Raw genomic sequence first — 14872 nt, 5'->3', positions numbered from 1 at the left:
ACTAACTGGCGTGAGGGCTGCCAATCCTAGGTTTTACGCCCTGAATCCACCCTGTCCACCACGCCGGTATCCGGCTCCTCGGGCAGTTCGGCCGGGTTCCGGGCTGCCCGCCTCAGCTGGATGGCCGCTGCGGCGATGATGGCGGCAAACAGCAGGCCAAAACCGATCACGACGGCGGCGCCAAGGGCACTGTCCCGCTGGGACGGAGCCTTGGCGGCGGGTACGGTGGCCTCGGGCAGGGTGGGCTCCTGGCTGGGAGCTTCTGCAGTGGGAAGCGGCGCAGGCGTCGCCAGGTTTCCGCGGCGGTGGACCCGGATCCATTCCGCGATAGAGCCCAGTGGGTTGGCGGAAACTTCGGGAATGTCCGCCTTGAGGGCAGCCTCCGCGTTCAATACCCCAAAACCGTACAAGGGGTCCTTGCCGGGCGCACCGGCGTCCTTGGCCGTGGCGACGATCCTGTTGATGACCTGCTTTGCGCTCATGTCCGGCCACTTGGACCGGATCAGTGCGGCGACGCCGGCAACGATGGGGGTGGAGCCGGAGGTTCCCGCCCATTCCGCGTAGCTGCCGCCGGGAATACCGCCCAGCAGGTTCTCGGCGGGTGCCGCGACACCAATGGTGATTCCCTGCGAGGATGCATCAACACTGGCGGTTCCCTTGCGGTCCACGCCGGCGACGGTGAGGACACCCGGAATGGTGGCGGGGGCGCCCACCTGGATGTTGCCGCCCACCCGGTTGCCGGCGGCGGCCACAATCACCACGTCTTTTTGTTCGGCATAGAGGAAGGCAGCGTCCCAGCTTTGCGGCCACTGGGGAGTGGTGCTGCCGAGCGAGATGTTGATGACCTTGGCACCGTTGTCCACTGCCCAGCGGACGGCCTCGGGAATCTGGTCCTGGTCGCTTTTGCCGGAGGGGTTGGTCGAACCCAGCCAGGTGGAGACGGAGAGGATCTGTGCTTCCGGTGCCACACCCACGATCCCGTCAGGAGGAAGGGCTCCGGGCCCGGGCGACGGACTGGCTGTGGCACCGGAAGGCTGGTGGCCGCGCCCGGCGAGCATGGTGGCCACCAGGGTTCCGTGTTCGGTCTTGGAGCCCACTACTTTCTGGCCGTCCCGTTGCCCGGAGCCCGAGGCGTCGTAGCCGCCTGCCACGACACCCTTGAGGTCCGGGTGCTTGGCATCAACGCCGCTGTCGATTACGGCAACTTTAACGCCGGCCCCCTTGGAGACCTCCCAGGCCTTCGTAATGCCGGACTCAGCCAGCCAGTACTGTTTGTCCCGCCACTCGTCCGCGTGGGCCGCGGGCGCGCCGAAGAGGCCTGTTGCGAGGGAGCAGGCGGCCAGGAGCAGTGCCAGCAGGGCTGCGCCGGCCCGCCCGGGGGGTGGTGTTTTCCGGGTTGTCTGTTTCTGCATGGGCGCTCAGCCGATGCTCAGGGCGATGCCGTCGAGAATGTCGTGTTCGCTGGCGGTGGCGGCGGTGATGCGTCCGCCTGTGAGTTCGGCCAGCCGTTCGAGGATCCTGCCCCAGACCAGTCCACCGGCGCCGATCACGTCTACCCGGCCCGGGTGCATGTAGGGCAGAGCGGCGCGGCCGGAACGGTCCATGGCCAGGAGGTCCGCGGCGGCGGCACGGACAGTGTCGAGCGGCAGCTCCGTGCCGTGGATGGCATCCGGCGAATACTCCGGCAGGCGGAGGGCGTGCGCGGTGATGGTGGTGATGGAACCGGCAACGCCGACGACGGCGGTGGCGCGTTCCAGCGGAACGTCCTGGTGTGCGCGGGCGATCGCCTGGTCGACGTCCGCTTGGGCGGCCGCGACCTGGTCCGGGGTGGGCGGGTCCTGGCGGAGGTGGCGTTCGGTGAGCCGGACGCACCCGATGTCCACGGACTTGGCCGCCGTCACCCCGGCCGCGGTGCCGAGGACGAACTCCGTGCTTCCGCCGCCGAGGTCCACCACCAGCACTTCCTGGCCGTCCAGGATGGGCAGGACGCTGCTGGCCCCGGCGAAGGACAGGGCGGCTTCCTCGTCGCCGGAAATAACCTCAGGCTCCACACCGAGCAGGGTCCGGATACCGTCCACGAAGACGTCCCGGTTCCGGGCGTCGCGGCTGGCCGAGGTGGCCACGAAGCGTGTCTTGACCGCTTCGTGTTCCTCGATGAGCCGGGCGTAATCGGCGGTGGCTGCGAAGGTGCGTTCCAGGGCCTCCGGGGCGAGTTCACCGGTGGCGTCCACTCCCTGGCCCAGCCGGACCACCCGCATTTCCCGGACCACGTCCGTGAGGGTGGTGGTCCCGTTGCTGCGCTGGATGTCAGCGATGAGGAGGCGGATGGAGTTGGTGCCGCAGTCGATGGCGGCGACGCGCGTCACTTCGCTCCCCCTGGCGTGCCGGAGGTCCTGCGGATGGGGGCCGGCCGGCCTACGATGTCCGGCAGCCCCTGCGGCCCGTGCCGGCTCAGGTCCTTTGACGGGGCCTGCCCGGCCGTGTCCCACGCGCCCTCGCAGTAGCACCTGTCCGCGGTCCACCACTCACTGATGGCCGCGATGGCCTGGTCCCCCAGCGGGTTGACGCCGGGGCCGGCGGCCAGCGAATGGCCCACCAGGACGTGCAGGCATTTGACGCGGGTGGGCATGCCGCCCGCAGAAATCCCGTCGATTTCGGGGACGGCTCCGATGCCGGAGCGTTCACCGATGGCGGCGCGGGCCACAAGGTAGGCCTCGTGCGCCGAGCGGTAGGCGGCGGCGAGTTCCTCATTCCCGGCGAGCTGCTCATTCATTTCGTTCATCACTCCAGCAGCTTCGAGCCGGGAGACGGCCGAGGTGATGACAGGGTGCGTCAGGTAGAAGGTGGTGGGGAACGGTGTTCCGTTGCCCAGGCGCGGCGCCGTGGCCGCTACCAGGGGGTTGCCGCAGACGCAGCGTGCAGGAATTTCCACCACGTCACGCACCGGCCGTCCCAGTTGGCGGCTCAGTACTTCAAGGTCGTGCGGTGATGGTTGGCGGGATTCGTCCCGGGCGGCTGCCGTGTAGGTTTCCACTGTCGCTGGCCGTCCTTCCTGTTGCGGTTCAGTCTGTGGCCGCGCGCGTGATGGAATCCCACAGGGAATCCACCCACGGCAGATCGGCGGGGTCTTGTGCTGCTGCACCGGCCTGGCTGCTGGTTTCTCCAGCCGGCAGATCGCTGCCGAAGACCCAGTAGCCGGTTTCACCCGGCATAACCATGTTAATGCGGTCCCGGGCCTGCTGTTTCACGTAGTTGGGGTCCTGCCAGCGGGACACTTGCTGGCGCAGGCTGTTGCCTTCTGCCTCACGGGCAGCGATATCGGCGTTCAGGGCCGCTATTTCGGCCCGCTTGTCGAAGAAGATCTTGACCGTTGGCGCCAGCATGATGGTGATGGCAATCATCACCACGGCCAGTGCAAGCATGCGTCCCGAGAAGGCCTTGGCCGGTACCGGCTGCTGCTCATCGTCCCTGCCTGGGCGGGCCGTCGCGGAGGTGCCCTGGGCGCCGCTGCCTTTCCCGCCGTCGTCCGGCCCTTTTGCCTGGTGTGGGCCCTTGGCCCGCTGTTGCCCAGGGGCCTTGCCCGCTCCCGCGGCGTGGTGTCCATCCCTCGCGGTGCCCGCTTTCGGCGCCGCGGTCTGATGGTTGGCAGTGCCTGCGCCCGGTTTTGCCTTGCCCGAACGAAAATCAGCCCGGATAACGTCCGCGCCGTCGTCGGTCTCATGGGCTGCCTGGGTTGTGCCCGTACGGGGCGAGGCGACCTTGGGGACTTTGGGACGGCGGGTAGCCATGACACTCCTGAAACGCGCAGCCTGCCTGGGGCCGCCACTTTTTTGGGCTGGAACAATGCCGAAACAACAACGGTGGCTATGGTCTTTCAACCATAGCCACCGTTTATTGGTTTACGCGGCTACTAGCCCTTGAAACGCGGGAACGCGCTGCGGCCGGCGTAGCGTGCGGCGTCGTCGAGTTCCTCTTCGATGCGCAGCAGCTGGTTGTACTTGGCAACGCGCTCGGAGCGGGCCGGGGCGCCGGTCTTGATCTGGCCGGCGTTGGTGGCCACCGAGATGTCTGCGATGGTGGTGTCCTCGGTTTCGCCGGAGCGGTGCGAGGTGATGGTGGTGTAGCCGGCGCGCTGGGCGAGGCTGACTGCGTCCAGGGTCTCGGTGAGGGAGCCGATCTGGTTCACCTTGACCAGCAGGGAGTTGGCGGTCCCGGTCTCGATGCCGCGCTGCAGGATGGAGGGGTTGGTGACGAAGAGGTCGTCACCCACCAGCTGGACCTTGTCGCCGATGGAATCGGTGAGGGTCTTCCAGCCTTCCCAGTCGTTTTCGTCCAGCGGGTCCTCGATGGACACCAACGGGTAGTCGGCCACGAGCTCGGCGTAGTAGGCGCTCATTTCGCTGGCGGACAGTGACTTGCCTTCGAACTGGTAGGCGCCGTCCTTGAAGAACTCGGAGGAGGCAACGTCCAGGGCCAGTGCGATGTCCTTGCCCGGGACGTAGCCGGCGTTCTTAATGGCTTCCTGGATGAGGTCCAGGGCTGCACGGTTTGACGGCAGGTTCGGGGCGAAGCCGCCCTCGTCACCGAGGCCGGTGGACAGGCCCTTTTCCTTGAGCACGGACTTGAGGTTGTGGTACACCTCAACGCCCCAGCGCAGGCCTTCGGAGAAGGTCTCGGCACCGATCGGGGCGATCATGAATTCCTGGATGTCAACGTCTGAATCGGCGTGTGAACCGCCATTGAGGATGTTCATCAGCGGGACCGGCAGGACGTGGGCGTTCGGGCCGCCCAGGTACTTGTACAGCGGCAGGTCGGCGGAGGCGGCGGCGGCGTTGGCAACGGCCAGGGAAACGCCGAGGATGGCGTTGGCGCCCAGCTTGCCCTTGTTCGGGGTGCCGTCCAGGTCCAGCATGGCCTGGTCGATGCTGCGCTGGTCCGTGGCGTCGAAGCCGGTCAGCGCAGGAGCGATCTGGTCGATGATCGCGTCAACGGCCTTCTGGACGCCCTTGCCGAGGTAACGGCCCTTGTCGCCGTCGCGCAGCTCAACGGCTTCGTGCTCACCGGTGGAAGCACCGGAAGGAACTGCCGCGCGGCCGATCTGGCCGTCAGAGAGCAGAACTTCAACTTCTACGGTCGGGTTGCCGCGGGAATCGAGGATCTCGCGGGCGTGGATGGCATCGATAAGCGCCATGAATTTGCTCCTTATGGGCGATTAACGGGGGAAATACAGCTGAAAACTCGACGTACTCGTCACGGACCAGCGTAGTCGAGAGTGGTCCGGGTTACGGAAACCGATCCAGCCCCCGGACGTCATGATGGTGCGGTTACCTCTGTTGGGGATGCTGCGCTGCGTGCTGCTGATAGTTCCGGACCGCCCCGCGGAGGGCACGTTCGGCGTCGAAGCCGCGGGTGTGGGCGGAACGTACGACGGCGAGCAGCAACGCGCCGAGTTCTTCTTCCGTTTCCGGAATGGGAGCCCGGGCAGGCAGCTCGACGCCGGCCCTCGCCGCGCGGTCGATGGACTTCTGCGCCCGCGCCAGCGCCGGCAGGGCCAGCGGGATCCCAACGAACGGGTCCTGCCGCTCCGGCCGCTCGGCCCGCTTCACCGCGTCCCACTTCTGCACGATTTCATCAACAGTGGCCGGAAAGCTGTCCTGCAGCGAGCCGTCCGGGCGGAACACGTGGGGGTTGCGCCGCACCATTTTGGCACTCAGGCCGCGCGCGACGTCGTCGAACTTAAACGCGCCGCGCTCCTCAGCGAGGCGGGCATGGAGCACGACCTGGAGCAGGACGTCGCCCAACTCCCCCAGCAGTTCGGCGTCGAAGTGCTCCTCCCCCGCCGTTCCTGCCTCGATGGTCTCGGCCACTTCGTAGGCCTCCTCGAGGAGGTACTCCACCAGGGACTCATGCGTGAGCGCACCCATCCAAGGGCAGTGCTCACGCAGCGCGGCGATCGTTTCCAGCAACTCCCCTGATGCTGTGGCCCCACCCGCCAGCTCCCCTGCCGGGGAGCCGGCGGCGTCCTGCTTGTTAGCCAAGGTTCGCGTAGGCGTCGTTGATGTACTCGACGAGCGCTTCCTTCTCCTCCAAGGGGAGGAAGGATGCCTCGGCGGCGTTCAACGTCAGCTCCAGGAGGTCATCGAGGTCGTAGTCGAAGGTTTCCACGAGCAGTTCAAGCTCATCGGTCAGGGTAACGCCGCTCATCAGCCTGTTGTCGGTGTTGATGGTGACGTTGAAGCCCAGCTGGTACAGCATGTCCAGCGGGTGGCTTTCGATCCCCTCACCGAACCCGGCAATCGCACCAGTCTGGAGGTTCGAGGACGGGCAGACTTCCAGGGCGATGCCGCGGTCCCGGACCCAGCTGGAGAGATCACCCAGGGTTACCAGACCGATGGTGTCCTCGCTGTCCTCATCGTCGTCGAACTCCACCATGATGTCTTCGGCGATCCGGACACCGTGTCCGAGTCGCAGGGCGCGGCCGTCCACCAGGGCGGACTGGATGCTGTCCAGCCCGGCGGCCTCGCCGGCATGTACGGTGGCCGGGAAGTTGTGCTGCGCCAGGTAGGTGAAGGCGTCCCGGAAGCGGGAGGGCAGGAAGCCATCTTCGGCTCCGGCGATGTCAAAGCCCACTGCGCCCTTGTTCCGGTGGCGCACGGCGAGTTCCGCGATCTCCTGGCCGCGGTCGGCGTGGCGCATGGCGGTGATGAGCTGGCCCACCTGGATTTCGCGTCCGCTCTCGCCCACGGATTCAACGCCGGCTTCCAGGCCGTCCTGTACAGCTTCCACGGCGTCATCAAGTGTGAGGCCCTTCTGGAGGTGCTGCTCGGGTGCCCACCGCACTTCGCCGTACACCACGCCGTCATCGGCGAGGTCCTCAACAAATTCCTTGGCGACGCGGAACAGGCCCTCGGCGGTCTGCATGACGGCGACGGTGTGGTCGAACGTTTCAAGGTAGCGGACCAGCGAACCCGAATCGGCGGACTCACGGAACCACTGGCCCAGCGCCACGGGGTCGGTTGACGGAAGCGTGTGGCCGACGGCCTCGGCCAGCTCGATGATGGTTGCCGGACGGAGTCCTCCGTCCAGGTGGTCGTGAAGGGATACCTTGGGCAGGCTCTTCAGGTCAAAATCGATGGCAGGGGCAGCGTCAACAATAGGCTCAGTCACGTTCCAACCTTAGGGTGGGCAGGGGATCTATGCCAGCCGCTTCGTGGCCACTTGCTCGCCGTCCCCTGCCGCCGGAGCGCGCATGTCCATGCTGCCCGAATCCGGCTTCGTTGCACCGGACGGGCCCCCGTCAAGCCACTCGTCCACTTTTTGGGCATCGTTGCGGGCAAGATGCTTGTGCCACAACCTGAGCAGGTGGTCGATGAGGACCCCGAGCACGATGGCGAACACCACCGCGATGCCCGCACTGAGCAAGGGGTTGTGGTGCAGCCACGGGAAGGAACTGGCCAGTACTCCGATGCCGATGGAATACCCCACCCAGGTGAGGCAGGCAACGGCGTCCAGCACAAAAAAGCGGCGGTGGGAGAAACCGGTGCTGCCGGCCACGTAGTTGACGGCCACCCGGCCCCAGGGGATGTAGCGGGCGGTGAAGATCAACACGGCGCCGCGCTTGTCCAGTTCGTAGCGGGCCCAGCCAAAAGCCTTCTGGACCTTGGGCCGGCGCATCCACTTCCACCGGTGCAGGCCGATCCGGCGTCCGAGCATAAACGCCATATTGTCGCCGGCGATGGCGCCCACCAGCGCTGTGAGCCCGAGGATCCAGAGATTGGGTTCGCCGCTGTGCCGCGAGAACGCCGCGAGGGCAACGATGAGGGTCTCGCTGGGGACCACCATGGCGAAGCCGTCCACAAAGAAAAACAACAGCAGGACGGGGTAGATCCACCACTGGCCCGCTGCATGGAGCACGGCCTCATTAATAAACTCCACGCGGGTCTTGCTCCTATGCAAAATGGCACGGGCCTAGGCGGCACAGCCAAAGCGGAAATCGTTCCTAAGTGTCCCACGGCCACGGCGCAATTAGCTACGCCCCAACCTGCCCGAACAACGGTTCAACTACGGTTCTGGTTCCTTCATCCGCTCCACCATGGGAGGCTTGCGCCGGACCCGGTTGATGACGAGGTCCACCACCACCCCAAGTGCTACGGCGCACACGATGGCGATGGCGGCACCGAGCAAATGGTTGTCCTCAAACCATTGGCCAAAAAACAGCCCGATTCCCACGGAGTAGCCTGCCCACAGCGTGGCCGAAAGGACGGTCAAGCCCACGAAGCGCAGGTGCGGGTAATGCGTCACGCCGGCGGTGAGGTTCACGGCCACCCGGCCGATGGGAACAAACCGCGCCACCAGGATGAGCGAGGCCGGGCGCTTGCGGAGTTCCCGTCCTGCCCAACGGAAGGCGCTCTGCATCCGGGGCCCCCGCATCCAGCCCCAGCGTTGGGTGCCCACCCGCCGCCCGATGAGGTACGCGATGTTGTCCCCGGAGAAGGCCCCGAACGCGGCCACGAGCATCAGGAGCCAGGGGTTGGGAACATCGGCGGTGGCGGCCACGGCCGAGAGGCCCACCACCACCGACTCGCTGGGGATGGGTGGAAAGAAGCCGTCAATGATGCAGCAGGCAAGGACCAGGAACAGCACCCAGGGCTGACCGGCTGCGGCGAGGATGAAGTCATTGATGGCCTGCATGGGACCCTACGCGATGCGGTCGATAATCAGGCGCTGACCCGGCCGCGATCCCTCCGGAGCAACAACCACCGCATGCTCCAACGCTTCCTTTGCCCGGGCAAACCGCTCCGGGGTGTCGGTCAGCAGGGTCATCAGGGGTTCGCCCGCCCGCACCATGGCGCCGGGCTTGGCGTGCATCCTTACGCCGGCGCCCGCCTGGACCACGTCCTCCTTACGCGCGCGTCCGGCGCCGAGCCGCCAGGCGGCCACGCCTACGGCCAGGGCGTCCAGTTCCACCAGCACTCCGTCTGCCGGCGCGTAGACCACTTCGGATTCGCGGGCCACCGGCAGTTTGGCCCGCGGGTCGCCGCCCTGGGCCTCGATCATGCGGTTCCAGACATCCATGGCGCGGCCGTCCTTGAGTGCGGCGGCAGGGTCCGCGTCGTGCACTCCTGCGGCGGCCAGCATTTCCTGGGCGAGCCGTACGGTCAACTCAACGACGTCGTCCGGTCCGCCGCCGGCCAGAACCTCCACGGACTCCTCCACCTCGATGGCGTTGCCGGCAGTGAGCCCGAGCGGGGTGTCCATGTTGGTCAGGAGGGCCACGGTGTTGACGCCGGCGTCCTTCCCCAGGGCCACCATGGTCTCGGCGAGTTCGCGGGCCTTGGCCTCATCCTTCATGAATGCACCGCTGCCCACCTTGACGTCCAGGACCAGGGAGCCGGTCCCTTCAGCGATCTTTTTGCTCATGATGGAGGAGGCGATCAGCGGAATCGCCTCTACAGTGCCGGTGACGTCACGGAGCGCGTACAGCTTTTTGTCCGCGGGAGCCAGCCCGGCTCCTGCGGCGCAGATGACGGCCCCCACATCCTGGAGTTGGGCGAGCATCTCCTCGTTCGTGAGGGAGGCGCGCCAGCCGGGGATGGCCTCCAGCTTGTCCAGGGTGCCGCCGGTGTGCCCCAGCCCCCGGCCGGAGAGCTGCGGAACAGCAACTCCGAAGACGGCCACCAGCGGCGCGAGCGGCAGGGTGATCTTGTCCCCCACGCCGCCCGTGGAGTGCTTGTCCGTGGTGTACTTCAGGCCGCCGTCGGGACGGCGGAGGCTGGAAAAGTCCATCCGCTCGCCGGAAGCGATCATCGCGGCCGTCCACCGGGCAATCTCGGTACGGTCCATGCCGTTGAGCAGGATGGCCATGTTCAGGGCGGCCATCTGCTCGTCCGCGATGACGCCCCTGGTATAGGCATCGATGGTCCAGTCGATCTGTTCCGGGGTGAGGGTGCCTTTGTCCCGCTTGACGCGGATGATGTCCACGGCGTCGAATGCTTCGGCCTTGTTCCCTGCGCGGGTGTCTGTCACCGGGTTTCCTCCAGGTGTTGGGGACCGAAGGCATCGGGCAGCACCTGGTCCATGGTTTTGATCCCTTTGGTGGTCATGAGTTCCATTCCGGGCGCCCGGAATTCGTACAGCAGTTGCCGGCAACGCCCACATGGCATCAGGACATTGCCGTTGCCGTCCACGCAGTAGAACGCCCGGAGCAGCCCGCCGCCGGTCATGTGCAGGTTGCCCACCAGTGCACATTCGGCGCAGAGCGTCAGCCCGTAACTGGCGTTTTCCACGTTGCAGCCGCTGACGATCCGGCCGTCCTCGGTGAGGGCCGCCGCCCCAACCGGGAACTTCGAGTAGGGCACGTAGGCGTTCTGCATGGCTGCGACGGCGGCTGCCTCGAGCGCTGGCCAGTCGGGGTCCTTCGGGCCGCGCACCGCGTCAACCCTTGACATAGGGGATGCCGCTGGCTGCCGGGCCCCGGGATTTGCCCACCAGCCCGGCCACCGCAAGGACTGTGACCAGGTAGGGCAGCATGGCCATGAACTGGCTGGGCACCGGTGTTCCGATGATGGTTACGATGCTCTGCAGGTTGTCTGCGAAGCCGAACAGCAGCGCGGCGAAGAACGCGCCAATGGGGTTCCACCGGCCGAAGATCAGGGCGGCCAGGGCAATAAAGCCGCGTCCGCCGGAGATCTCCTTGGTGAAGCTGTCGATCGCCACAAGGGTGAAGAAGGACCCGCCGATCCCGGCCACTGCCCCACCCAGGGTGACGTTCCAGAACCGGGTGGCGTTGACGTTGATGCCGAGGGTATCGGCAGCCTGCGGGTGTTCGCCCACGGCCCGCACCCGAAGGCCCCAGCGGGTTTTGAAGAGGCCTACCCAGACCACCAGGACCGCGATGTACATCAGGTATCCCACCAGCGACTGGCGGAACAGGATGGGCCCGATGATCGGGATGCTGGACAGCACCGGAATCTCGATGACGTCCAGGCCGGGAGGTGAATTGAACTGTGCCTTGTTGGCCTGCATTACGGTGCTGAAGAGGAAGCCTGTGACGCCTGAGACCAGGACGTTCAGCACCACACCCACGATGATCTGGTTGACGAGGTACTTGATGCTGAACAGGGCCAGCACCATGGACACCACGGCTCCCGCCACCGCAGCGGCCACCAGGCCGATGAACGGGTTATGCGTCATGCTGGCCACGATGGCGGCGGTGAAGGCGCCGCCCAGGAGCTGGCCCTCAATGGCGATGTTAACCACGCCCACCCGCTCACAGAGGACGCCGGACAGTGAGCCGAACACCAGCGGGACGGCCAGCGTAACGGAACCGGCGATGAGCCCGGCCAGTGAAATGTTCGGGGTCCGGGCGCCGCCCACCACCCAGATGAGGAACGCGGCCACGAACAGGACGATGAACGTCACCGTCAGCCAGCCGGGAGCCGGCCTTCCCTTGGTTTTGAGGTAGCCGGCATAGGCCGCGAGTCCCAGCAGGAGGATGGAGAGAAACAGGCCGCCGGCAAAGGCGTTCACCTGAAGGGCCGGCAGCTGGAAAAAGTCCTCCCCTGTGGAGATCCCGAAGCTGGCCGTCTGGTGGGGCGCCAGCAGTCCGAAAAAGACCAGGGCGATCAGTCCGAAGGCGGTCAGCAGGACCGGAGTCCTCCAGGTGACTGGCCTGGTGGTAACGGCGGCTTGACGGGCGTCTGCGGGTGCGTTGTCCGGCTGCGGTTTTCCCGGCCGGGGCGACGAAACTGTTGTGCTCATGCTGCACCTCCGGTGGTTGCTGCGGTGCGGGATTTGGCGGTGCGGGCCTGCTTCTTGCGCCGCGGGTTCAGGCCGAAGAGGGCCCTGACCAGTGGCGGCGCCGCGATGAAGAGCACGATCAGGGACTGGACTACCAGGACGATATCGATGGGGGTGCCGGTCTGGATCTGCATCTGGACCGCTCCGGCGCGGAAGGCGCCGAACAGGAGGCCCGCTGCGAAGGTGCCCCACGGCGTCGAACGTCCCAGGAGGGCAACGGTGATGGCGTCGAAGCCGTAAGTGGCCGCCACACCGTCGGTCAGGACTTTCTCGGTTCCCGCCACCTGCGCTACGCCGGACATGCCGGCCAGCCCGCCGGCGATGGCCATCACCAGGATGGTGGAGCGGGAGACGTTGATGCCCGCGGTTTGGGCAGCCTTGGGGTTGGCGCCGACGGCCCGGAACTCGAAGCCCACGGTGGAGCGGTTCAGCAGCCACCACACCAGGACGGTGGCGGCGATGGCCAGGAGGAAACCAAGGTGCAGGCGGTACTGGCTGCCGAAGATCTGCGGATACACGGCGCTGGGATCCAGGATGGGCGAGATGGGGTTGGTCTCCCCCGGCCGCTGGAAGGCCGGCGTATTCAGCAGGAACCGCAGGAAGTACAGCGCGATGTAGTTGAACATGATGGTGAGGATGACCTCGTGGGCGCCTGTCCGCGCCTTGAGGACGCCGACGAGTCCGCCCCAGAAGGCGCCCCCGATGATGCCGGCCACCAGGACCAGCAGCAGGTGCAGCCCCAGGGGCAGGTGGAGCGCGAAGCCCACCCAGGCGGCCAGGATGCCGGCCACGATGATCTGGCCCTGGGCGCCGATGTTGAAGAGTCCGGCGCGGAAAGCCAGCGCGACGCCGAGGCCTGCCGTGATGAGCGGCGTGGCGATGGTGAGCGTTTCCATGAAGGGCGCCACCTGGGCGGCCAGGCTGTTCCCGCGGGGGTTGAAGACCGAGCCCTGGAACAGTGCCACGTAGGAGCGGGTGGCGGCGTTCCAGACCGCGGTGAGGAAGTCTGTGGGACGGGCGAAGAGGTAGGTGGAGGTGGTGGCCACCTGCTTGTCCGTGCTGGCAATCAGGAGCCCGCCGATGATGAGCGCAAGCAGTACGGCGAGGACCGAGACCATGCCGCTGCCGGTGAAGATCCTGCGGAGCATCGTCTCTGGCCCGCCCGGGAGTTGCCCGCTCTGGGCGGTGGCGGGAACGGCTGAGGGCTCCATGGCGCCGCCGGCGGTGTCAACGGAGACGACGGCGGCCGTCAGGTCTTCCGCGGGGGGTGCTTCCCGGGTTTCGGAGCCGGGTTCGCCTGCCGCGTGCTTGGGGGGATGTTTCTCAGACATGGTCGCCTCCTTCGGCGTCGGAAGTGGAGGCCGTGGCGGAAGCGGCGGAGGCCTGTCCCCTGCCCTGCGCGGGCGTGGGGACATGTTCCTCCGGCGGGATTCCCGCCATCATGAGGCCCAGGACGTCGCGCCCGGTGCCGGCCGGAACTATGCCCACGAGCTTGCCCTTGTACAGCACTGCTATGCGGTCGGCCAGTTCCATGACCTCGTCAAGCTCCGTGGAGATGATCATGACCGGGGTGCCCTGGTCCCGTTCGGCCACGATCCGGCGGTGCAGGAACTCGATGGATCCCACGTCCACGCCGCGGGTGGGCTGGGAGGCGATGAACAGCCGCAGCGGGCGGGAGAGCTCGCGCGCCATCACCACTTTCTGCTGGTTGCCGCCGGAAAGCGTGCCGGCGGCGGCGACGGCGGACGGGGTCCGCACGTCGAACTCCCCGATCCGCGCCTTGGCGTTCTCCAGGACCTTCGCCGGGTTCATGCTGATGCCTCTGGCAAAGGGCGGCTTGTCGTAGAGGTCCAGGATAAGGTTTTCGGCCACCGAGAAGGTTCCTACCAGACCGTCCACTTTCCGGTCCTCGGGAACGAATCCGACGCCGGCCTGGAGGACTTCCTTGACGGACCGGCCCAGCAGCTCCTTGCCGTCCAGTGTGACAGACCCGGATGCCCGCTCCTGGAGCCCCAGGATGGCTTCGGTCAGTTCCGTCTGGCCGTTGCCCTGCACTCCGGCCACTGCCAGGATTTCGCCGCGGGCAATGTCGAAGCTGAGGCCGTCCACCACGTGGTGGCCGTTGGGGGCAATGACGGTAAGGTCGCGGACCTCGAAGGTCTTCTCCTTCGGCTGTGCGGGCGCCTTGTCCAGGTTCAGGCTGACGGCGCGGCCCACCATCATGGAGGCGAGCTCTGTTGTGGGGGCGGCGGGATCGGCCGTGCCCACCACCTTTCCCCGCCTGATCACCGTGATGGTGTCCGAAACTTCCTTCACTTCACGCAGCTTGTGGGAGATAAAGACGATGGAGGTTCCGCCGGACTTGAGCTGGCGCATGATGTCCAGCAGTTCGTCCGTTTCCTGTGGTGTCAGCACCGCGGTGGGTTCATCGAGGATCAGGACCTTGGCGTTCCGGACCAGCGCCTTGATGATTTCCACGCGTTGCTGGACCCCCACGGGCAGGTCCTCCACCAGGGCGTCAGGATCGACGTCGAAGCCGTACTGGTCCGAGATCTCCTTGATCCGGCGGCGTGTCTCATCGAGGTTGAGGAAGCCTGCGGCCTTGGTGGGTTCGGCCCCGAGGGCCACATTCTCGGCAACGGTGAAGACGGGAACCAGCATAAAGTGCTGGTGCACCATGCCGATCCCGGCTGTCATGGCGTCGCCCGGGCCACGGAAGGAAACGGCCTTGCCATCGATGAGGATTTCACCCTCAGAGGGCTCATACAGGCCGTACAGCACATTCATCAGGGTGGATTTTCCGGCCCCGTTCTCACCCAGCAGGCAGTGGATTTGTCCGGGTTCAACCACCACATCGATGTGATCGTTGGCGAGCAGGGTTCCGAAGCGTTTAGTGATCCCTCTGAGTTCAAGTTTCAAAACTCTGACCAATCTCGAAGCGTCCGGTGATCGACCGGACGGGATATGTGGCTGCAGCACCAGCCTAGTGGTTGCAGTCCTGGGATGAGCGGGCGGTGGCCCGGAAAGCGGCAGGCAACAGCAAAAAGCGCCACCGCCGGCGGTCATCGACCAG

The 14872-nt window shown here is 66.3% G+C and carries 14 protein-coding genes; all 14 read right to left on the bottom strand.

The annotated features are described in order from the left end of the window. Positions 1–26: 26 nt before the first annotated feature. Entirely contained in the window at positions 27–1412 is a 1386-nt protein-coding gene (locus tag AC5RVY_RS11045; protein ID WP_493954755.1) for a S8 family serine peptidase, read from the bottom strand. A gap of 6 nt (positions 1413–1418) precedes the next feature. Then, positions 1419–2366 carry a Ppx/GppA phosphatase family protein gene (locus AC5RVY_RS11040; RefSeq protein ID WP_493954754.1) on the bottom strand — a complete coding sequence of 316 codons (948 nt, stop codon included), beginning with the start codon at positions 2364–2366 and terminating at the stop codon, positions 1419–1421. Next, positions 2363–3034 (bottom strand): DUF501 domain-containing protein, encoded by a 672-nt coding sequence (locus AC5RVY_RS11035; protein WP_493954753.1) that lies wholly within the window; start codon positions 3032–3034, stop codon positions 2363–2365. The genes AC5RVY_RS11040 and AC5RVY_RS11035 overlap by 4 nt, the downstream gene beginning before the upstream one ends. A 28-nt stretch (positions 3035–3062) precedes the next feature. Continuing rightward, positions 3063–3788 carry an FtsB family cell division protein gene (locus AC5RVY_RS11030; protein ID WP_493954752.1) on the bottom strand — a complete coding sequence of 242 codons (726 nt, stop codon included), beginning with the start codon at positions 3786–3788 and terminating at the stop codon, positions 3063–3065. Between the two features lie 122 nt (positions 3789–3910). Then, positions 3911–5191, bottom strand: a complete 1281-nt coding sequence (gene eno / locus AC5RVY_RS11025; protein WP_493954751.1) for a phosphopyruvate hydratase — start codon at positions 5189–5191, stop codon at positions 3911–3913. Between the two features lie 133 nt (positions 5192–5324). After that, complete coding sequence (locus AC5RVY_RS11020) at positions 5325–5924, bottom strand: MazG nucleotide pyrophosphohydrolase domain-containing protein (RefSeq protein ID WP_493955049.1); 600 nt, start codon at positions 5922–5924, stop codon at positions 5325–5327. A 106-nt stretch (positions 5925–6030) separates the two neighbouring features. Beyond that, complete coding sequence (locus AC5RVY_RS11015; protein ID WP_493954750.1) at positions 6031–7167, bottom strand: adenosine deaminase; 1137 nt, start codon at positions 7165–7167, stop codon at positions 6031–6033. Positions 7168–7194: 27 nt separating this feature from the next. After that, the gene (locus AC5RVY_RS11010) at positions 7195–7935 is read right to left on the bottom strand and encodes a DedA family protein (protein ID WP_493954749.1); all 741 of its coding nucleotides are present in this window, start codon (positions 7933–7935) and stop codon (positions 7195–7197) included. Positions 7936–8061: 126 nt separating this feature from the next. Continuing rightward, complete coding sequence (locus AC5RVY_RS11005; protein ID WP_493954748.1) at positions 8062–8691, bottom strand: DedA family protein; 630 nt, start codon at positions 8689–8691, stop codon at positions 8062–8064. Positions 8692–8697: 6 nt separating this feature from the next. Further along, positions 8698–10026, bottom strand: coding sequence for a thymidine phosphorylase (locus AC5RVY_RS11000; RefSeq protein WP_493954747.1), 1329 nt, complete (start codon positions 10024–10026; stop codon positions 8698–8700). After that, a complete protein-coding gene (locus AC5RVY_RS10995; protein ID WP_493954746.1) occupies positions 10023–10448 on the bottom strand; it encodes a cytidine deaminase in 426 nt (141 codons plus the stop codon). Before AC5RVY_RS10995 ends, AC5RVY_RS11000 begins: the two co-directional genes overlap by 4 nt. Continuing rightward, positions 10435–11760 (bottom strand): ABC transporter permease, encoded by a 1326-nt coding sequence (locus AC5RVY_RS10990; RefSeq protein ID WP_493954745.1) that lies wholly within the window; start codon positions 11758–11760, stop codon positions 10435–10437. Before AC5RVY_RS10990 ends, AC5RVY_RS10995 begins: the two co-directional genes overlap by 14 nt. Beyond that, entirely contained in the window at positions 11757–13130 is a 1374-nt protein-coding gene (locus AC5RVY_RS10985; protein WP_493954744.1) for an ABC transporter permease, read from the bottom strand. Before AC5RVY_RS10985 ends, AC5RVY_RS10990 begins: the two co-directional genes overlap by 4 nt. Next, positions 13123–14718: an ABC transporter ATP-binding protein gene (locus AC5RVY_RS10980; protein WP_493954743.1), complete on the bottom strand. Its 1596-nt coding sequence runs from the start codon at positions 14716–14718 to the stop codon at positions 13123–13125. Before AC5RVY_RS10980 ends, AC5RVY_RS10985 begins: the two co-directional genes overlap by 8 nt. Positions 14719–14872 lie beyond the last annotated feature (154 nt).

The sequence above is a fragment of the Arthrobacter sp. Ha26 genome (assembly GCF_059091705.1).
Note: the sequence above shows the minus strand (reverse complement) of the source record. Positions and strands in the feature narration are given on the sequence as shown.

Bases quoted from the DNA above. Each gene is read 5' to 3' on its own strand.
- AC5RVY_RS10995 (WP_493954746.1), bottom strand. From the start codon at position 10,448: ATGTCAAGGGTTGACGCGGTGCGCGGCCCGAAGGACCCCGACTGGCCA.
- AC5RVY_RS11045 (WP_493954755.1), bottom strand. From the start codon at position 1,412: ATGCAGAAACAGACAACCCGGAAAACACCACCCCCCGGGCGGGCCGGC.
- AC5RVY_RS11020 (WP_493955049.1), bottom strand. From the start codon at position 5,924: ATGGGTGCGCTCACGCATGAGTCCCTGGTGGAGTACCTCCTCGAGGAG.
- AC5RVY_RS10985 (WP_493954744.1), bottom strand. From the start codon at position 13,130: ATGTCTGAGAAACATCCCCCCAAGCACGCGGCAGGCGAACCCGGCTCC.
- eno (WP_493954751.1), bottom strand. From the start codon at position 5,191: ATGGCGCTTATCGATGCCATCCACGCCCGCGAGATCCTCGATTCCCGC.
- AC5RVY_RS11030 (WP_493954752.1), bottom strand. From the start codon at position 3,788: ATGGCTACCCGCCGTCCCAAAGTCCCCAAGGTCGCCTCGCCCCGTACG.
- AC5RVY_RS11005 (WP_493954748.1), bottom strand. From the start codon at position 8,691: ATGCAGGCCATCAATGACTTCATCCTCGCCGCAGCCGGTCAGCCCTGG.
- AC5RVY_RS10990 (WP_493954745.1), bottom strand. From the start codon at position 11,760: ATGAGCACAACAGTTTCGTCGCCCCGGCCGGGAAAACCGCAGCCGGAC.